Below are 18265 nucleotides of genomic sequence, written 5' to 3' on the forward strand. Positions count from 1 at the left end.
TTTTAAACAAAAATAACATTTACGGCACTTGTAACCCAAGGATACACAGAAGGCTTTTTTACCGTAGTTTTGCCCGCCCATTAAAAACAGCGCTTATGACTCCCATTCAAATGGTCGATACAAAAAAACAATACCTCAAGATAAAAGAAGAGGTAGATGCCGGTATCCAGGAAGTCTTAGACAGCGCTGCTTACATCAATGGCAAACCCGTTCAGGATTTTGCAAAGAATCTTTCCGCTTACCTTAACATCGCCAATACAGTTACCTGCGGTAACGGTACCGATGCTCTTCAAATTGCAATGATGGGTTTAGGACTTGAACCGGGTGATGAAGTTATTACCCCATCATTTACTTACATCGCAACGGTTGAAGTAATTGCGCTCTTAAGACTCGTTCCCGTTTTTGTAGACGTTGATCCTAAAACCTTTTGCATCGATCCTGAGCAGGTGGTAAAAGCAATTACACCCCGAACCAGGGCTATTGTGCCGGTACACCTTTATGGGCACGCTGCCAATATGGAGGCCATACTGGAGATTGCACAAAATCACAAACTGTTTGTCATTGAAGACAATGCCCAGGCGATAGGGGGTGATTATATATTTAAAGACGGCACTAAAAAGAAAAACGGCACGATGGGCCATGTGGGTGCAACCTCTTTTTATCCATCCAAGAACCTTGGTGCTTACGGCGACGGAGGTGCGCTTTTTACTGAAGAGAACGAATTAGCCCTGCGGTTGAAGATGATTGCGAACCATGGACAACAAGTTCGCTACTACCATGAGATGGTTGGTTGTAACTCCAGGCTCGATAGTATCCAGGCCGCTATTTTAAACGCAAAGCTTAAGCAATTAGATAGTTATATCAGCGCTCGCCAGCAAGCTGCGGCATATTACGACGCCACTTTTGCCGACAATAAAAGCTTAACCGTGCCGTTTATTGCTTCGTACAGCACCCATGTGTATCACCAGTATACACTGTTGCTCGAAGGGGTTGACCGGGACGGAATGGCAAAGTACCTTGCTGAGCAAAAAATTCCTTCTATGATCTACTATCCTGTGCCTGTGCACAGGCAAAAGATGTTTGCATCCTTTTCATCTTCGAACATCGTCTTAGAAGTGACTGATTGGTTAACGGACAGAGTTATTTCCCTTCCTATGCACACCGAATTGGATGAGGAGCAACTGCAGTACATAACCCATCATGTCTTAAATTATATAAACGCTTAAAAATAATTTATGAAAATTGCTGTTGTAGGAACCGGTTATGTTGGTCTTGTTTCCGGCACTTGTTTCGCTGAAACCGGAAATACCGTTACCTGTGTTGATATCGACAAACGAAAAGTTGATATGCTTTCCAATGGGCAGATCACCATATTTGAACCCGGGCTTGAGAAGTTGTTTCACAGGAACATCAAGGAAGACCGACTGCATTTTACTACGGACCTGCAGCAAGGTATAAAAGATGCAAAAGTTATTTTCCTGGCATTACCTACACCTCCCGGTGAAGATGGTAGTGCAGATCTGCGCTACATCCTGAAGGTAGCGGATGACCTCGGAAAACTAATGACCGACTATAAAGTTATTGTTGATAAAAGTACTGTACCGGTTGGCACATGCGACAAGGTGCGCGATGCTATTGCCAAACATGCAACAGTTGAATTCGATGTGGTGAGTAACCCCGAGTTTCTTCGGGAAGGTGTAGCAGTGGAAGATTTTATGAAGCCGGACAGGGTGGTTATCGGTACCACATCAGAAAGGGCAAAGAAAATCATGGGCGACCTTTATGCACCTTTTGTTCGCCAGGGTAATCCCATTATCTACATGGATGAAGCATCGGCCGAGCTTACAAAATATGCAGCAAATTCTTTTTTAGCAACCAAGATCACCTTCATGAACGAAATCGCCCGGCTCTGCGAATTGCTTGGCGCCGACGTCGACATGGTAAGAAAAGGTATCGGTAGCGACGAGCGGATAGGAAAACGTTTCTTATTCCCGGGCATCGGCTATGGTGGAAGTTGTTTTCCCAAAGACGTAAAGGCGCTCGTAAAATCAGCAGATGAAGTACAATACGACTTCAAGATCTTGAAGGCGGTTGAAGACGTAAACGAAAGCCAGAAGTTATCCCTTCTTCCAAGAATTCATAACTACTTCGGATCTATCGAGGGAAAAACATTTGCGCTTTGGGGATTGGCCTTCAAACCAAATACCGACGACATTCGCGAGGCTCCGGCATTATATATCATAGACGAACTGCTTAAAGCAGGGGCGAAAGTCAAAACCTTTGATCCCGAGGCAATGGCCAACGTAAGGGCGCTTTACGACGACAAAATTGTTTTTGTCGAAAATCAATACGATGCATTGGAAAATGCTGACGCACTGATTATCGCTACAGAGTGGGCAGAGTTCAGAACACCCGATTTCGACCGCATCATCAGCTTGTTGCCTTCAAGAACCATTTTCGACGGACGTAACTTGTTTGAGCTTGAAAAAATGCAGGAATGTGGTTTTCATTATGAAAGTATTGGAAGAAAAACCATTTCGAACAGCCAGCCACAAAACCACCAAACCACTACTAACCATTCAGCGTTAAAAGAAGCAGTAATATGAGTAAAAAAAGGATATTGATCACCGGGGCGGCGGGTTTCCTCGGTTCACATCTCTGCGACCGCTTTCTTAAAGAAGGTTATCACGTTATCGGTATGGATAACCTGATTACAGGTGACCTCAGGAACATTGAGCACCTTTTCAAGCTCGAAGATTTCGAATTCTATCACCACGATGTATCCAAGTACATCCATATTCCCGGTTCATTAGATTACATCCTTCACTTTGCATCACCTGCCAGCCCAATCGACTACCTGAAGATCCCGATTCAAACGCTGAAAGTGGGCTCATTGGGAACACATAATTGTTTAGGACTCGCAAAAAGCAAAAACGCAAGAATACTGGTGGCATCCACCAGTGAAGTTTATGGTGATCCGCTGGTTCACCCTCAAAACGAAGAATACTGGGGTAATGTAAACCCGGTAGGACCGCGTGGTGTATACGACGAAGCAAAACGTTTCCAGGAAGCCATTACAATGGCCTACCACACCTTCCATAATGTTGAAACACGGATCATCAGGATTTTTAATACCTATGGACCGCGTATGCGCCTCAACGACGGTCGTGCACTACCCGCATTTATTGGCCAGGCACTCCGCGGCGAAGATCTCACAGTGTTCGGCGATGGATCTCAAACGCGTTCATTTTGCTATGTTGATGACCTGGTTGAAGGGATCTATCGTTTGTTGATGAGTGACTATGCTTATCCTGTTAACATCGGCAACCCCAATGAAATCACTTTGAAAGACTTTGCCGAAGAAGTTCAAAAGCTTACCGGAACAAATACACAAATTGTTTATAAACCATTGCCTGTTGATGATCCAAAACAACGCAGGCCGGATATCACAAAAGCACAGGAAATATTAGGATGGCAGCCAACTGTATCAAGGGCAGAGGGACTGAAAATTACTTACCAGTATTTTCAATCACTACCCAAAGAAGAGTTGTATAAGCAGCCAAAGGAATTTAAAAGTATACCATAATGTACCAGGCTATTCTTAATAAGGAAGCGAAAATTGCGGTGATTGGATTAGGATATGTTGGTTTACCAATAGCATTGGAATTTGCCCGCAAAGCATCCGTCGTCGGTTTCGATATTAATCAAAAACGGGTCGACCTGATGAAACAAGGTATCGACCCCAGCAATGAACTCGAAAAAGAAGTTTTTCTGGATCGGGACATTACTTTTACCACCTCACTGGATGATCTAAGAAATTGTAACTTCTTTATTGTTGCGGTACCTACCCCAGTAGATGCGCACAACGTCCCCGACCTGATCCCTGTTAAAAGCGCTTCCGAAACCATCGGAAAAGTGCTTAAAAAAGGCGATTACGTTGTTTTCGAATCCACAGTGTACCCGGGTTGTACCGAAGAAGACTGTTTGCCCGTAATCGAAAAGCTGAGCGGACTTAAAGTTGGTCAGGACTTTAAACTAGGTTATTCCCCTGAAAGGATCAACCCGGGAGATAAAGAGCATACACTTCAAAATGTAATCAAGGTTGTTTCAGGTTGCGATGCAGAGTCGCTGCACGAAATCGCCTCGGTATACGAGATGGTAGTACATGCCGGCGTGCACCGGGCAACTTCAATTAAAGTTGCGGAAGCGGCGAAAATTATTGAGAACACCCAACGCGACCTAAACATTGCGTTGATGAACGAGTTGTCGATTATTTTTGATCGTATGGGTATCAATACCTACGACGTGCTGGAGGCAGCAGGTACAAAATGGAACTTCCTCAAGTTCTTCCCCGGGCTGGTTGGAGGTCACTGCATCGGTGTAGATCCTTACTATCTTACCTATAAGGCCGCCGAACTTGGCTTCAACTCCAGGGTAATCCTGTCGGGCAGGTACATCAATGATAACATGGGCAACTATGTTTCAAAAAAGATCCTGCAACACGTTATTCAATATTCGGCCGACGTAAAGGGAGCAAAGATCCTTGTAATGGGCGCAACGTTTAAAGAGAACGTAAGCGACATCCGCAATTCAAAGATTGCCGATGTGGTTAAAACCCTTAGGTCTTACCACCTCCAGGTGTTCGTCTCCGATCCTTATGCCGACAGTGAAGAAACCCAGCATGAATACGGGTTCGACCTGTTGGAGAAGCTCGATGATGACTATGACGTGGTTATTGTTTCCGTTCCGCATGCGCCATATCTTGCATACGACGATCAATATTTCAGTTCTATCACAAAGGAGCATGCCCTTGTTATCGATCTTAAAGGTGTTTATCGCAACAAAATATCCAGCCGGAAATACTGGAGTCTGTAAAATTTGACTATGCAAAAACCCGTTATCCTGGTCACCGGTAAAAACGGCCAGCTCGGCAACGAACTCCAGGTGCTCGCACCGGGTTACCCACAATACGAGTTTGTATTTACCGATCTTCCGGAACTCGACATTACAGACGAGTCTTCACTCGATCAGTTTTTCGATCAGTACCGGCCATCATTTTGCATTAACGCGGGTGCATATACGGCTGTCGATAAGGCCGAAACCGACAAGGAGCTTACACTGAGGGTGAACGCTGATGCGGTTGGCTACCTCGCTAAACGCTGTGCACAGTCCGGGGCAGGTTTCGTTCATATCTCTACCGACTATGTTTTCAACGGAACCGGTAGTGAACCTTACCGGGAAGATGACCCAACCGATCCCGTGAATTATTACGGGTTTTCAAAGCTTAAAGGCGAAGAACAAGCACTACAGTACCATCCTGATGTTGTTATAATCCGCACCTCGTGGGTGTATAGTTTTTTCGGCCACAATTTCGTTAAAACCATGCGCCGGCTGATGTCGGAACGGGATACGCTTAATGTTGTAAACGACCAGGTGGGCTCCCCCACATACGCTGCCGACCTCGCCAAAGTAATCCTGCAAGTGGTTGATAAACTTGCTGGAGGAAAAAGTACGTACGGAGGCATATACCACTTTTCAAATGAGGGCATCATTAGCTGGTACGACTTTGCCGTTGCAGTCCGTGATATTTCCGGGCTTAGCTGCAACGTTAACCCGGTGCCATCTACCGCTTATCCTACCCCTGCAAAGCGACCCTCTTACTCTGGTATGAGCAAGGATAAAATCACCCGAACTTTTGGGATTGCTGTTCCCGACTGGCGAAACAGCCTCGAAAGCTGCATTTCAATTTTAGCACAACAACAATAACCACAACAAACGCCGGAACTTTTTTTTGGTACCGGCGGTTGTTCCCTGGTTAAACATCGTTGTGTCACAATCCGTTCATCGGCAACGCTCCGGGGAACGGATTTTCTATTTACGGGAACTCCCTTTCCTTTAAATTTGTTGGCTTTTTAACAGAACTATCTGGAGCATAAACTGCCCCGGTTACGTACATTTGTGCTAATGCGAAAGCTAATCACATCAATAGTTGCTGTTCTATACCTGGCCGTAAGTAGCGGTTTTGTATTAAATGTGCATTATTGCATGGGAAAGGTTTCGGGCGTTAGTGTCGACAACGTTAACCCCAAAGTTTGCAGCTGTGCAAAGCCGAAGAAGAAAAGCGCCTGTTGTTCCAGTACCTTTAAGTTGATCAAGCTTGAAGATGCACACAAGGCCGCAGCAATTACTGCCTACCAGTCTTCTATCCAGGGGGTTCTGCCGGTCACCCCATCTTTTATCAATCCGGTGCTGCCTGAAGCATCCCTGTTGGTAAAACCGGTTCGTGGTAGTCCGCCACTTTCATCCGCGTCCAACATTTACCTCCGCAATTGTGTTTTTAGAATATGATGTCTGCCCTCGTAAAGGCCTCAATTTAGTTTTGGCGTTTACAGTTCAGCAAACGTTTACATGTTTAAACGTGGTAACAAATACCTCATATCTAATTATACACTACAAATGAAAAAGGTTATAGCGCTTTGTGTTTTGTTCGTTACGCTTCAGGCACAGGCACAAATTAAACAAGCTACCCTGCAGGCGAGTGGTTTAACCTGCGCAATGTGTTCCAATGCCATTAATAAGGCACTGCAAAAACTGCCCTTCACAGCAAAGGTTGAATCCAACATTAAGGAGTCCTCGTTCACGGTCCTTTTTAAACCAGGCATGCCGGTTAATTTTGATGCCCTCCGTAAAGCTGTAGAAGGAGCGGGATTTTCTGTTGCTAAGCTGCAGGTAAAAGCGGCCTTTAACAATGTGAAAGTAGGCAACGATGCACATCTTTCACTTCAGGGACAAAACCTGCACTTTCTTGGTATAAAAGACCAAACCCTTGCCGGCGATCAAACTTTTCAGTTGGTAGATAAGAAGTTTGTAAGCGACAAAACATATAAAAAGTATGCGGCGTCCACCAAAATGGAATGTGTAAAAACCGGGGTGATGGCTTCGTGCTGTTCAAAACCTGGTGCAACAAACGACAACCGTATCTATCATGTAACAATCTAATCATATCCCACCCGGCTTTGCCGGGTGGTTTTTTTTATGAAATACTTACTTGCTCTTCTGCTTTTATGCGCCACGAATGGTGCGCTGGTAAGCGCACAGCCTCAAAAGGGTACACAGGCACCTGACATTGTACTTCCGGATGCAACAGGAACCACCTGGCGTTTATCGGCTTTAAAAGGTAAGGTTGTTCTGCTGGACTTTTGGGCATCCTGGTGCGGGCCCTGCAGGATAAATAACCGTAAGATGATCTCGTTCTATGAGCAAAATAAGGGTAGGGGTTTCGAAATCTTCGGCGTATCACTCGACGCCAATAAATCTGCCTGGATGCGTGCCATAAAGCAGGATAAGATGACCTGGCCGCAGGTTATCGACCTGAGTGCCGCTTCAGGAAATGAGCTTACACATACCTGGAACCTGATGTACATTCCTGCTACTTTCCTGATTGACAAGGAAGGAAAGCTCGTTGCTATGAACCCAGGCAGGGACGAACTTGAAACGCTGCTGAAGAAGTTGCTTTAACTACTACCATCGGCACGTCCGGCTTTTTTCAACATCACGACAAAGTCGTGCAGACAATCTATTTATGAAATTATTGTTTACAATATGCCTGGTTTATTTTGTTAATACCAGTTTCTCCCAGGAGCTGTATGTGTTTTCGGAGCCAGCCAGTAATATGCCAGCCAGGTCAATTTCATTCAAGGGAACCGCCCGCTTTCCATATAATAAAATGACGAACACTTACCGGCAACGTTATATGCCTGAGATCATGTTTGGCATCAATAAAAACTGGATGGTTCACTTCTCCGGTTCTTTTTCAGATTTTCACTTTAAGAACATTCGTTACGACGGCGCAAGGTTGTATGCTAAATATCGGTTTCTTTCGAATGATGAGGTGCATCGTCACTTTCGGATGGCAGCTTTTGCAGATGCGGCATTTACCCGAAACCCATACACCTACCAGGAAGTAAATCTCGAAGGCGATAATGACGGTGCCCAGTTAGGCTTCATCGCTACACAATTAGTTAATAAAACGGCGGTATCCCTCACTGCTGCGTATACCCGGGTATTTGCACAAAAGACCGGGCACCAGGATCATCGTGATCGTTCGTTACACATGATCAATTACACGCTATCAGCAGGACAGCTCCTCCTGCCAAAGGAGTATACTGATTACCGTCAAACCAACCTTAACCTTTATGTTGAATTAATGGGCTCCAAAGCATTAGACAGTCATCATTATGGTGTTGATCTTGCGCCGGCAGTTCAGGTGATATTCAACAGCAACACCAAGGTCAACCTTGGTTATCGCTTTCAGTTAAAAAGCAACATGACGAGGGTTGGAGAAAACATGGTGCAAATAGCAATTGAGCGCACGCTTCTAAATGCCTGGAAATAGTGACCTACCATTCCCCCTCCACTTAAGAACCTCAAGTCAAAGCCATAACAGAATTACATAGCACGAAACATCGTCAGCGGTCGCCTGATGTATCGTCAGCTTTGGTCAGCTTTTTTACATTGCAAATAGATATGCGAGGTAAATTGCCACCCGAACCCTGGATGGCTATAAACCGTGTCGCGGTCCCCGGGCACCATCATTTGTGAAATGCTTAGCTCTTCACACTTAAGTTGACAAACCAAAGTGCTTGGTTGGTTGCTACGAGTAAATCAAAAACGGTAGTTGCGTTTACCGGTAACACCGGAAACAGTAGCAAGGTGTACTATCAGCAGCTGCAATAATTTAACAACCTGGCTGAGTTGGCGCATTTACCAGTTTTGCCAGAACGTGTATCTTTAACCCGGCCATGCCTTACAGTTTACGGGCAAGCAGCTTATTTGCACTTCGAAGTATCTACCTTGTTAAGTTCATCATTGCGATCTTATGAAGTTTTTTTCCCTTGCGGTTTTAGTTTCTCTCACCTTCTGTCTTGGTTCATGCCAGCGCGAGCTCATTATGGAACCCGGTGCTGGTCGTCCTTTGAAACTGAGCTTCAAAAATGTTGCAGGTAAAACCGTCATGCAGCCTGGAACCACATATCAAAACTCCTTTGGTGAGCCGTATACCGTCAGTATGTTCAAATATTATATCAGCAACATAAAACTACAGGCTCAATCGGGCAATTGGGCCAATGTTGACGGGGTGTACCACCTGGTGGATGAAGCAGACTCTTCTTCAAAGTCATTCGAGATAAATGTGCCGGAGGGCGTTTATACCAGGATTTCCTTCATTATTGGTGTAGACAGCATACGAAATGTAAGTGGAACACAGGCGGGTGACCTTGACCCATTAAAAGGTATGTTCTGGACGTGGAACACCGGCTATGTTATGGCTAAACTCGAAGGCACCTCACCCTTATCCACCGCACCAAACCAAAACTTAACGTTACACGCAGGTGGGTTCAGAACAGGAGAAAATACCATCAGGCAGGCTTCTCCAGCGTTCCCTCCCGGTTCCGTGATTACGGTAAGGAGCGATAAAGTGAGTGAAGTTTTTTTAGAAGCAGATGCAAACTCATGGTTTACAGGCCCGCACCAATTAAGAATCGCCGACCATCCGGTATGTACCAATGCGGGAGAACTGGCTGTGAAGTTCGCTGACAATTATAGATACATGTTTAAAATTGTAGCGATCAACAACTAATGCAGAAAGTCATATCCACCATACTTGTATTAGTGGTGCTCACGGGCATTCTTGCGATTGATGCCTGTAAGAAAAAAGACGTGCAGTCGCCAGCTGCGGCGACAACCCCGCTGAACTTTACGGTTCCGGCAGGCTGGCCACAGCCAAAGTACCGGTTCGACAGTAACCAACTAACCAAAGAAGGCTTTGAGCTGGGCAAGAAGTTATTCTACGATGGCCGATTGAGTAAAGATGGAAATTTCCCCTGTGGAAGTTGCCACCAGCAATTTGCAGCTTTTGCCACATTTGATCACGACCTTAGCCATGGTTTCAACAATACGCTTACCACGCGTAATTCTCCCGGGCTTGCAAACCTGGCCTGGCAAAGCGAGTTTATGTGGGATGGCGGTATTAACCACCTCGATCTTCAACCGCTTGCACCTATAACTGCCCCCAATGAAATGGCAGAGACCATCTCCGGGGTTATTGGAAAACTCCAGTCCGATCCCGTGTACCGCGGAATGTTTAAGGCGGCATTCGGAACCGAGCAGGTGAACACGCAGCGAATGACAAGGGCGTTGAGCCAGTTCATATTGATGATGGTAAGTAACAATAGCAAGTACGACAAGGTAAAAAGGGGAGAGGCTACATTCACCCTGTCTGAAGGACTGGGCTACGAAATCTTCAAGGCAAAGTGCGCCGGGTGTCATGCTGAACCGCTATTCACCGACCAGAGTTATAGAAATGTGGGATTACCCGTTAACAACAGCATAAAGGATTTCGGCAGGATGCTGATTACACGCAACCCTGCCGATTCCCTTAAGTTTAAGGTGCCAACCCTGCGGAATGTAGAATTGAGCTTTCCTTACGAGCACGATGGAAGGTTTTACTACCTGGACAATGTGCTTGAGCATTATCGAAACGGGGTAGTTAATGGCCCTACTACTGACCCGCTGGTGAGGGGCAAGATACCCTTAAGTAATTTTGAGATCGGACAACTGAAGTCTTTTCTTTTTGCTTTAACCGACAGTACATTCTTAAAAGATAAGCGTTTCAGCGAATGATCTTCCCGGCCTAAATCACTTTGTAACGTTGACACTTCGACTTATAGTAATAGTTTTTTACTTCAGGACGGGCTTTTACTTCAGGTTTACTTTTGCTCAGGCTGATTGGAACACCAAAACTTAAGTTCCATGAAGAGGCGCTTGAGCGAAAGTTTACGGGTGTCGTTTTCAACCCGTTCGTAGTCTCAATGGTTTCGGTGCCAAACTTTCCTATGCCTTTTAGGTAGTTTATTCCCACAGTAAAAGGTTGATCGTTTTTCCTGCTGAACTGAAAAGCAACCCCGGTTACAATTGCCGTTCTCCAATTTGCGGCAGTATAGGTGTATTCATTTTTACCATCCACCACATTAACCTGTTGCATAGCTGAAACGGTGGGTACAAAAGCAGCTCCGATAGAAGGCTGAACGCTCATATACCAGTTTTTAGCTTTTGATTTTTGTTCGGCTTCCTGTTTCATACGCGCCATTCCGCAACGGCTGCTATAAGCCCCGCAACGGCTACCCGACATGCCTGAAAGCGCGCGGTTATAAGAAGGTTTCTGATCGGATTTATGCGCCGAAGCTTTTCCCAGTGAAATACGTTTACTTGTGTATTGATAGCCTGCCTGCAAAGTCATTCGCAAGCCGGCGTTTGAAATCGTATGGTTTTGCTCAATGGTTTCAGCAGTTGAAAACCGGTACTCTACGGGTGAACTATTGGTAGAGACACCAATGAAAGCTCCGTGTAGTTTGGTGATTTTTGCGTTTAGTCTAAGCCCGGCCGACGGTGCAATGCTGTTCGCAACCGAGGACAACGAAGCTTTATCGTTTACCCGGATCATTGACCGGGAATGTTCAAGGCCAACTTGTGGCTGAAGGGTAAATCGTTGTGCATCGGCAACGACTGCCAAAATTGTAAAGCCTCCTGTGAGTAAAATTAAACTTTTCATAGATGTTAATATTTTACTAACAAATTACTCTTATTCACGTGCGTTCGCAATTAAAATCGGTGAACCAATTTTTGTTATTAAGAGAGGTGGAAAACGTTGCCAAATGGTAAACAAAGCATTGACTAGTTTGCAGAATTCGCCTGTTCAGGATCGGGTAAATACCCGCTGAATGGCGTGATACCAGTAGAAGTGAGTGACACAACGATGCCGGGTTAAGGACAAATGCCGGCTCCAAAAAAATCACCGTGATTGTAAAGGAAGCCCGATGTGACGTTGTTGCTGCTGCTTTCGACGTGGGCGCAATTGTTGTTCAGCGTGTAAAAAGCTGTAGTGCAGCATCGATATGAAAAGCGAAATAAAGCTTAGTATACTGGATCAATCAATTGTGAGGCAAGGAAGCACGCCGAAGGAGGCAATTGAAGAAACGATAGCCACGGCAAAGCTGGCAGAGCGTTTAGGGTACCATCGTTTTTGGATATCCGAACACTATAATGCGGCTTCCATAGCGGGCTCCACCCCCGAGGTATTGATGGTAAAACTGGCAAATGACACCAGCACGATACGTATCGGCTCGGGTGGTATAATGTTGCCAAACCACAGTGCATTAAAAGTTGCTGAGAACTTTCGTATGCTTGAAACACTTTTTCCGGGCCGGATTGACCTGGGTATGGGTCGTGCACCAGGAACAGACCGGATAACCAGTTCGGTGCTAAACCCATCGAACGACTTCAGCGAAGACAGCTACTTACGGCAGCTCACCCATCTTCAGCATTACTTTCACGATACTGCAGGTACCCAATACGGTTCACTGCTGGCTGTGCCACAATCAGAAACAGTACCCATGCAGTGGATACTGAGTTCGAGTGGCGGAAGCAGCAGGATAGCCGCGAAATTTGGTGCCGGTCTTGCAATCGCCCGCTTTATAAATGGGTATGCTGATCGCGCTATCGTTGATGATTATCGTCGCAACTTCAGGCCGTCAGCTGAACTTGCATCGCCACAGGAATTGCTGGCCATTTCAGTTTTGTGCGCGGATACGGAGGAGAAAGCATTACGAATGCGAAAGCTCATGGATTACCGGCTGCTGCAATTTGAAAAGGGCAATTTTGATAAACCGGGATCTTATGAATCGATCCGCGATTACCAGTTTACACCTGAAGAGCTACAACGCATAAGATACAACGGCGGCAGGGTTGTTTCGGGAACCCCTGAACAGGTTAAGGAACAACTGACCTTACTTGCAGATGAGCTGGACGTTCAGGAGGTTATGGCGGCGACGATGACCGATAATGTAGCGGACAGGTTACGTTCTTTTGAACTTTTGGCAGAAGTATTCGAAATCAACAAAAACAATGTTGTGCCTGAAGCAGCCGTGGGGTCCCGGCAAATGTAACTTAAGGAACTGATCAGGATCTAACAGGCAAGTGCATTCGGTGCTACCGGGGTTCCAATGATTACCTGCTCGACTTTGGAGGTAGGATAGACAATACTTTCGATCCTTCTTATTTGCATCAGGTAGGTATTATTCCTGGCGACAGCCTTTCTTTTTTCTGCAAATTCGGCACTGTTGTAAAAAGCAATATTGGAAACAACTTTTTTAAAGAGTGCAGGAAGACGGTCATTTGAATTTCGCTCTGCAACCATCTGGATGAGCTCCGGACTGGCGCTGTAAGACGAGATGTTGTTGGAAACGATGACCTTGCCTGTGCTCAGGTATTCCATTATTTTATGGTAGTTGGTGCCATTACTCTGGTCTTTTACTACGTCGTAACAAATTAAGAACAGGTCCATTTTGTGCAACCATCCAGCGAGCGATTCATAAGGCAGGGGGCCATGCAGGATTACATTCTTCGATCCCTGTAGTGCCCTGATGAAGTGACTATGTGCACGATGACCACCACCGAGGTTTGTTTCGCTGATGTTATAGGAGCCGAAAAAATTGAAAATTACGCGCGGATTTTCCCTGATGATGCGGATGATGCAAGGGTGATCCAGGTCGGGACGTAGCCAGTTACCCGATAAGCCAACATGAACAACGCCGCTATTGTTTTTACGGGCATTTGAGTCATCGAGGAAAACTTCGGCAACCCCATGATTGATGAGGTGTTTTGGAAGTTTAAAGTTGCTGTATTTCTTTAAGATCTCTTTTGTTACGGTAAACAGGATATCTGCGCTTTTTACTGCTTTGAAAGAGTGGGGGTGAACAGAGTCGTCGACCGGATGAAAGATTTTGTATGCGTTGCGAAAGTGTTCGAGTGGTGAAATATTTGAATGATCAAAGGACCAGACAATATCGAGTTTTTCACCAATGATCGATTCTATTTGAGCGAGGTGCTTTCTAACTAAAAGGTCATAGAGCCATCTTGCGTGAAACTTAAGCAGGTAAGGGAAAAACAGCTCGTGTTGAACCAGGTAGAGGTTAGGGTAGGTTTCATTCCTGGTGATCTTGATTCTGTCAGCAGGTTTCTTCCATGACCAAACATCACCCTCAGGCGGATTTAGAAAATAAACTTTATTGCCAAGTTTGCTCAGTTCAACAGCGTAGTGATGTTTTGTGATAAACATTTTGCCCCAGGATTGGGGAGAAATCAACAATATCTTCTTATCTGTTAATGGCAAAGCTTAGCGAATTGGTTTTGACAATGAAATTGAGCTATACACGAAAGAGTAATAATACTTTGCAAGTTATTGATTATTATTGGCCTTCCTGCGTTTTGCGACCCCAAAACAACTTTCTAACTTAATTCTAATTCACTCAGCATCAAGCGTTAGCAGTCTTCATGGTTCTGTTAATTATGGAGGGATGACGGCGCAAATAGGTTGCCTTATGCCAAAATATTTTTGATAAAAAGTGGCTAAGGAGAATAATCGGCAACAGGACAAAGCGCGGAATGCCGGACGTAATCAGTTATAAGCTGCCCGCAGCGGGAACGCTAATTGTGAATACCGTTCCCTCACTCACCTTTGAACTAACCGCAATGTCGCCGTTGTGTAACTTGATGATGCGGTAGGCAAGTGAAAGTCCAAGCCCGAAACCTTCTTTGGACCGGCTTTCGTGAACCCGGTAAAAAGGTTGGAAGATGTTTTCAAATTCGCTTTCCGGTATTCCGGCTCCTTTGTCGGTAATGCTGATGAGTATTTGCGACGCTTCGATAACCAATCTGACGGCAGCGTGATGATCTTCGGAATACTTGCAGGCATTTGTAACAATATTCCGAATGGCTGTGAAGAGCAATTCCTCGTTTCCGTAGACGAGCAGTTTATCTTCTTCGGGAGGAAGTTCGTCGAATTCAAAGGATATGCTATGGCCGTTGTTGGCTTTAGCGATTTCCGCCGGGAGTCTCAGCAGTACTTCATCGATTCTAACAAGTGATATGTCGAGCCCGCCGGGGGTGCCGGAAGCTTTTGCGAATTCCAGTAGGGTTTGTGTGAGCTTAATCATGTGAAGTACATCCTGGTGGATGGACTTCATCACTGCACGGTATTCACCGGCCGCACGCTCGCGTTGAAGCGCAACTTCAAGTTGACTTGATATAGAGGTGAGTGGGGTGGAAAGCTCATGAGAAGCATTGCCAATGAATCGCCTTTGCAGGTCGAAACCTTCCTGCAGCCGGTCAAGCAGGGAATTGAGGGTATTCGAAAGGTATTGCCACTCATCTTTAACAACCCCCGTATGAATTCGGGTAGAAAGGTTGTGGGTAGATATTTCGTTTGCGTCGTCAGCGATTTTCTTGATTGGTTTGAGCAAGCTTTTGGAAAAGAAAAATCCACCCAGCAGTGCGGTAACCACTCCCCCGAGAAAGCTCAGGGTAAGAATGTTGAATAGCTTTCGAAGCGTTTGAATTCCTTCCTCATCTTCCCCGGCAACAACCACAAACAGTCGGTGGTTTTCGTGTTTGTAAAAGTGAGCAACGGCTTCCTTGTTGCCGCTTTTAAAAAAGACATCTCCTTTCTTTAAGGCCTCTTCGAAAATGGCAGGACCAATGCTAATGGAATCCGTGGGTATGCTGCTGTGCCGGTAGATCTGGCGGTGGTCCGCATCGTAAGCCTGGATAACACGATTGCTGAAGGAGATAGAAGTATAGGACTCAATCCGTTGTATAAGCTCGTTTGAAAAAACTTCAGATTGGCTAAGCAGCCCTCCAACGCTGATTGCACGGTTATGGAGCTTGCGTTGTATGTTCGCCAGCCTTGAGGTGTAAGAAAATAGGTACACCGATCCGCAAACCAGGCCAAGGATAAACATCACAAGAAGACTAAACAGCAGCGTAATTCTGATTCTTACTGGCATGCCGGCTAATTTTCTTTTAAAATGTATCCCATTCCTACCTGGGTATGAATAAGCTTCTGACTAAAAGGTTTATCAATTTTGTTTCGAACATAGTTGATATATACGTCGATAACATTGGTGTTTGTATCGAAGTCGATTTCCCAAACGTTTATGGCGATTTCTGAGCGGGATAGCACTTTGTTTTTGTTACGAAGAAGATACTCAAGTAACTGGAACTCTTTAGCGGTAAGGTTTATGGTGGTATTTCCCCTTTTTACCTCCTTGCTGTCGATATTAAGTTCGAGATCCGCAGCCTTTAAGATAGTCCCCGGTGGAACCCTGTTGCTCATGGTGCGCCTCAGAAGCACCCGTATTTTCATGAGTAGTTCCTTGAATTCAAATGGCTTAATGATGTAATCATCCGCGCCGGCGTCATAACCTTCAATTTTGTCGTCGATCGAGGTCATTGCCGTTAACATGATGATGGGCATTTCCCTGTTTTCCGCCCGGATCAGTTTGCAGAGCTCATAACCATTCATGCCGGGTATATTGATGTCGAGAACAGTGAGGTCAAAAGTATTTGCCTGGAAAAGTTGATAGCCAAGGTTGCCGTCGTAAGCAACTTCGGTATGGTAACCGTTTTCTGATAGTCCAAAGTTTAGCGTGTCGGCGATTTTCTTTTCGTCTTCCACAATCAGGATCCTGCTTTCTTCCATAGGGGCAATGTGCTTGTTACATCAATCAATTTGGTGCAAAATCATTCTTTTAAGATACTGGTATAATTGCAGGCCTTGTTCGGGAATAACACGAGGCAATCACCGGCTTAACCGGCCAGGTAAGCTCCGGATAAAGCACGCAATGCCTGCTCGTTTCCTGTAGCTCCGGTGCAGTATTTGTTTCAACAAAGAACCAAAGCAGCTAAAATATGTTATTTAAGCGACGTCGGGGAATCGCCCCTGTTAGATCGCTCTTGTCTGTATTCCTTGTTAACCGGTAATTTTGTTAGATGCCAGAGATTCCAGATTTCTCGAACCCACTTTTTTTTGTGCTCCTGGTGGTAGCCATGTTCACGGTGATTATGGGCCGGTTTGTGCTCATCGCCGGGTTGTTTCACTTTGCATTTTTTGTTTGGTTCCCCGAAAAATGGAAACAACGCAGGCTAGCTTCAAAACAGGTTCCCCGCGCACAGCTGTTACGTGAGGTGAGGTGGTCTGTTATAACTTCCTTATTGTTTGCATTGGCAGGGGCGTTGACCGTGGTGCTGTGGCAAAAGGGGTTAACCCGTGTTTACACCGATCCTGGTCAATTTGGGCTCTGGTACCTGCCGGTGAGCCTTATAATATCCATGCTTATTCATGAAACATATTACTACTGGCTCCATCGGTGGATGCATAAGCCGGCAGTATTCCGGCTGATCCATAAGGTTCATCATGATAGTAAAACTACAAGTCCCTGGACAGCCTTTTCGTTTCACCCGTTAGAGGGTCTTTTGCAGGCAATCGTATTACCGCTGACGATTATGTTTTTGCCAATGCATTACTATGTGCTGCTCACCCAACTCACGATTATGACTTTCAGCAGTATTATCAACCATTTGGAAGTAGAGGTGTACCCTGCTAAGTTCGAAAAACACTTTATTGGTAAGTGGCTGATTGGAGCGACGCATCATTCGCTTCACCATAAGCAGTTCAAGTACAATTTCGGACTGTACTTTACTTTTTGGGATAAATGGGTACGAACGGAGAGTCCAAAATTCAGCAGTATGTTCCGGGAAAAGACTTCGAAAAAAGAGGTTGCAAAAACCTAGTTGTGAATTATCGTTGGGCTTAGCTTAGCAGGTTTACATTTGCCGAACTGAAATATCCCTTATGCGTTATTCGAATCTTTTCGGCATAGTTGCAGCATTATGCCTGATTGCCTCCTGCTTTTTAGAATGGGTTTATATCGACTCTATAAAAACTGCCATCAACGGTATCAATACTGCCCCTACCGGCTTTGGAAAACCTGGTTACCTGCACATTTTCTTTGCCGTTATTGCGATCATCCTCTTTGCGCTGCCACAAATAGCAGCCAAGCGGGTAAATGTGTTTATATCAGCGATCAATCTTGCCTGGGCTTTCAAAAATATACTGGTGGTAACCCAATGCCAGATGGGAGAGTGCCCCGAAAAGCGTGTTGGGATCTATGCAATCGTTTTCTTTTCCGTGGTAATGATCATAATGTCCTTCCTACCCAAAACTCCTGCTTCGGGCACGGACCCTCTTACAACTAGCTAGTGTTCTCTTGGTGCCGGCAAATGCAAATTTGGTTGGTTCAACAGGTGCATCGTTTTTCGCTACTGCAAAATGTTCGAACATTTAGCAGGTTGACGATGCCTGATTGAAGAT

Annotated in this window: 18 protein-coding genes; 14 read left to right on the forward strand and 4 right to left on the reverse strand. The window is 45.4% G+C overall.

Annotated features, from left to right (window positions below; translation table 11 throughout):
• Nucleotides 1-95 precede the first annotated feature (95 nt).
• The 11 genes from EXU57_RS05440 to EXU57_RS05490 all read left to right on the forward strand — a co-directional run bounded on the left by EXU57_RS05440 (nucleotide 96) and on the right by EXU57_RS05490 (nucleotide 10680).
• Complete coding sequence (locus tag EXU57_RS05440; protein WP_133267165.1) at nucleotides 96-1226, forward strand: DegT/DnrJ/EryC1/StrS family aminotransferase; 1131 nt, start codon at nucleotides 96-98, stop codon at nucleotides 1224-1226.
• A 9-nt stretch (nucleotides 1227-1235) separates the two neighbouring features.
• Nucleotides 1236-2606 carry a UDP-glucose dehydrogenase family protein gene (locus EXU57_RS05445; protein ID WP_133267166.1) on the forward strand — a complete coding sequence of 457 codons (1371 nt, stop codon included), beginning with the start codon at nucleotides 1236-1238 and terminating at the stop codon, nucleotides 2604-2606.
• Nucleotides 2603-3586, forward strand: coding sequence for a UDP-glucuronic acid decarboxylase family protein (locus tag EXU57_RS05450; RefSeq protein WP_133267167.1), 984 nt, complete (start codon nucleotides 2603-2605; stop codon nucleotides 3584-3586). Before EXU57_RS05445 ends, EXU57_RS05450 begins: the two co-directional genes overlap by 4 nt.
• Nucleotides 3586-4875, forward strand: coding sequence for a nucleotide sugar dehydrogenase (locus tag EXU57_RS05455; protein ID WP_133267168.1), 1290 nt, complete (start codon nucleotides 3586-3588; stop codon nucleotides 4873-4875). Before EXU57_RS05450 ends, EXU57_RS05455 begins: the two co-directional genes overlap by 1 nt.
• 9 nt (nucleotides 4876-4884) lie before the next feature.
• Nucleotides 4885-5766, forward strand: a complete 882-nt coding sequence (gene rfbD, locus EXU57_RS05460) for a dTDP-4-dehydrorhamnose reductase (RefSeq protein ID WP_133267169.1) — start codon at nucleotides 4885-4887, stop codon at nucleotides 5764-5766.
• A gap of 198 nt (nucleotides 5767-5964) precedes the next feature.
• The gene (locus tag EXU57_RS05465; RefSeq protein ID WP_133267170.1) at nucleotides 5965-6348 is read left to right on the forward strand and encodes an HYC_CC_PP family protein; all 384 of its coding nucleotides are present in this window, start codon (nucleotides 5965-5967) and stop codon (nucleotides 6346-6348) included.
• A 108-nt stretch (nucleotides 6349-6456) separates the two neighbouring features.
• Nucleotides 6457-6999 (forward strand): heavy-metal-associated domain-containing protein, encoded by a 543-nt coding sequence (locus tag EXU57_RS05470; RefSeq protein ID WP_165958039.1) that lies wholly within the window; start codon nucleotides 6457-6459, stop codon nucleotides 6997-6999.
• Nucleotides 7000-7035: 36 nt separating this feature from the next.
• Nucleotides 7036-7518 (forward strand): peroxiredoxin family protein, encoded by a 483-nt coding sequence (locus tag EXU57_RS05475; protein ID WP_133267172.1) that lies wholly within the window; start codon nucleotides 7036-7038, stop codon nucleotides 7516-7518.
• Nucleotides 7519-7582: 64 nt separating this feature from the next.
• Nucleotides 7583-8395, forward strand: a complete 813-nt coding sequence (locus EXU57_RS05480) for a hypothetical protein (RefSeq protein WP_133267173.1) — start codon at nucleotides 7583-7585, stop codon at nucleotides 8393-8395.
• Nucleotides 8396-8878: 483 nt separating this feature from the next.
• Complete coding sequence (locus EXU57_RS05485) at nucleotides 8879-9637, forward strand: MbnP family protein (protein ID WP_133267174.1); 759 nt, start codon at nucleotides 8879-8881, stop codon at nucleotides 9635-9637.
• Complete coding sequence (locus EXU57_RS05490; protein WP_133267175.1) at nucleotides 9637-10680, forward strand: cytochrome-c peroxidase; 1044 nt, start codon at nucleotides 9637-9639, stop codon at nucleotides 10678-10680. Before EXU57_RS05485 ends, EXU57_RS05490 begins: the two co-directional genes overlap by 1 nt.
• 10 nt (nucleotides 10681-10690) lie before the next feature.
• Here the strand turns inward: EXU57_RS05490 and EXU57_RS05495 are convergent, their stop codons facing one another.
• On the reverse strand, nucleotides 10691-11608 hold the full coding sequence (locus EXU57_RS05495; protein WP_133267176.1) for a hypothetical protein: 918 nt from the start codon (nucleotides 11606-11608) through the stop codon (nucleotides 10691-10693).
• Nucleotides 11609-11951: 343 nt separating this feature from the next.
• Here EXU57_RS05495 and EXU57_RS05500 point away from each other — a divergent pair, with 343 nt between their 5' ends.
• Nucleotides 11952-13001, forward strand: a complete 1050-nt coding sequence (locus EXU57_RS05500) for an LLM class flavin-dependent oxidoreductase (RefSeq protein WP_133267177.1) — start codon at nucleotides 11952-11954, stop codon at nucleotides 12999-13001.
• 20 nt (nucleotides 13002-13021) lie between these two features.
• Here the strand turns inward: EXU57_RS05500 and EXU57_RS05505 are convergent, their stop codons facing one another.
• The 3 genes from EXU57_RS05505 to EXU57_RS05515 form a co-directional block, all read right to left on the reverse strand.
• Nucleotides 13022-14173 carry a hypothetical protein gene (locus EXU57_RS05505; RefSeq protein WP_133267178.1) on the reverse strand — a complete coding sequence of 384 codons (1152 nt, stop codon included), beginning with the start codon at nucleotides 14171-14173 and terminating at the stop codon, nucleotides 13022-13024.
• A 343-nt stretch (nucleotides 14174-14516) separates the two neighbouring features.
• Nucleotides 14517-15899 (reverse strand): sensor histidine kinase, encoded by a 1383-nt coding sequence (locus EXU57_RS05510; protein ID WP_133267179.1) that lies wholly within the window; start codon nucleotides 15897-15899, stop codon nucleotides 14517-14519.
• 5 nt (nucleotides 15900-15904) lie between these two features.
• Nucleotides 15905-16594: a response regulator transcription factor gene (locus EXU57_RS05515; RefSeq protein ID WP_133267180.1), complete on the reverse strand. Its 690-nt coding sequence runs from the start codon at nucleotides 16592-16594 to the stop codon at nucleotides 15905-15907.
• Between the two features lie 290 nt (nucleotides 16595-16884).
• On the opposite strand from EXU57_RS05515, the gene EXU57_RS05520 reads away from it, so the two are divergent.
• Nucleotides 16885-17685 (forward strand): sterol desaturase family protein, encoded by an 801-nt coding sequence (locus EXU57_RS05520; protein ID WP_243745520.1) that lies wholly within the window; start codon nucleotides 16885-16887, stop codon nucleotides 17683-17685.
• A 61-nt stretch (nucleotides 17686-17746) separates the two neighbouring features.
• Nucleotides 17747-18154 (forward strand): hypothetical protein, encoded by a 408-nt coding sequence (locus tag EXU57_RS05525; protein ID WP_133267181.1) that lies wholly within the window; start codon nucleotides 17747-17749, stop codon nucleotides 18152-18154.
• Nucleotides 18155-18265 lie beyond the last annotated feature (111 nt).

The organism is Segetibacter sp. 3557_3 (assembly GCF_004354985.1).
Lineage (GTDB): Bacteria > Bacteroidota > Bacteroidia > Chitinophagales > Chitinophagaceae > Segetibacter.

Coding starts and splice junctions, on each gene's coding strand:
- EXU57_RS05500 (WP_133267177.1), top strand. CDS start 11,952: ATGAAAAGCGAAATAAAGCTTAGTATACTGGATCAATCAATTGTGAGG.
- EXU57_RS05495 (WP_133267176.1), bottom strand. CDS start 11,608: ATGAAAAGTTTAATTTTACTCACAGGAGGCTTTACAATTTTGGCAGTC.
- EXU57_RS05515 (WP_133267180.1), bottom strand. CDS start 16,594: ATGGAAGAAAGCAGGATCCTGATTGTGGAAGACGAAAAGAAAATCGCC.
- EXU57_RS05465 (WP_133267170.1), top strand. CDS start 5,965: ATGCGAAAGCTAATCACATCAATAGTTGCTGTTCTATACCTGGCCGTA.
- rfbD (WP_133267169.1), top strand. CDS start 4,885: ATGCAAAAACCCGTTATCCTGGTCACCGGTAAAAACGGCCAGCTCGGC.
- EXU57_RS05455 (WP_133267168.1), top strand. CDS start 3,586: ATGTACCAGGCTATTCTTAATAAGGAAGCGAAAATTGCGGTGATTGGA.
- EXU57_RS05485 (WP_133267174.1), top strand. CDS start 8,879: ATGAAGTTTTTTTCCCTTGCGGTTTTAGTTTCTCTCACCTTCTGTCTT.
- EXU57_RS05480 (WP_133267173.1), top strand. CDS start 7,583: ATGAAATTATTGTTTACAATATGCCTGGTTTATTTTGTTAATACCAGT.
- EXU57_RS05440 (WP_133267165.1), top strand. CDS start 96: ATGACTCCCATTCAAATGGTCGATACAAAAAAACAATACCTCAAGATA.
- EXU57_RS05445 (WP_133267166.1), top strand. CDS start 1,236: ATGAAAATTGCTGTTGTAGGAACCGGTTATGTTGGTCTTGTTTCCGGC.
- EXU57_RS05510 (WP_133267179.1), bottom strand. CDS start 15,899: ATGCCAGTAAGAATCAGAATTACGCTGCTGTTTAGTCTTCTTGTGATG.
- EXU57_RS05470 (WP_165958039.1), top strand. CDS start 6,457: ATGAAAAAGGTTATAGCGCTTTGTGTTTTGTTCGTTACGCTTCAGGCA.
- EXU57_RS05450 (WP_133267167.1), top strand. CDS start 2,603: ATGAGTAAAAAAAGGATATTGATCACCGGGGCGGCGGGTTTCCTCGGT.
- EXU57_RS05490 (WP_133267175.1), top strand. CDS start 9,637: ATGCAGAAAGTCATATCCACCATACTTGTATTAGTGGTGCTCACGGGC.
- EXU57_RS05520 (WP_243745520.1), top strand. CDS start 16,885: ATGCCAGAGATTCCAGATTTCTCGAACCCACTTTTTTTTGTGCTCCTG.
- EXU57_RS05525 (WP_133267181.1), top strand. CDS start 17,747: ATGCGTTATTCGAATCTTTTCGGCATAGTTGCAGCATTATGCCTGATT.
- EXU57_RS05475 (WP_133267172.1), top strand. CDS start 7,036: ATGAAATACTTACTTGCTCTTCTGCTTTTATGCGCCACGAATGGTGCG.
- EXU57_RS05505 (WP_133267178.1), bottom strand. CDS start 14,173: ATGTTTATCACAAAACATCACTACGCTGTTGAACTGAGCAAACTTGGC.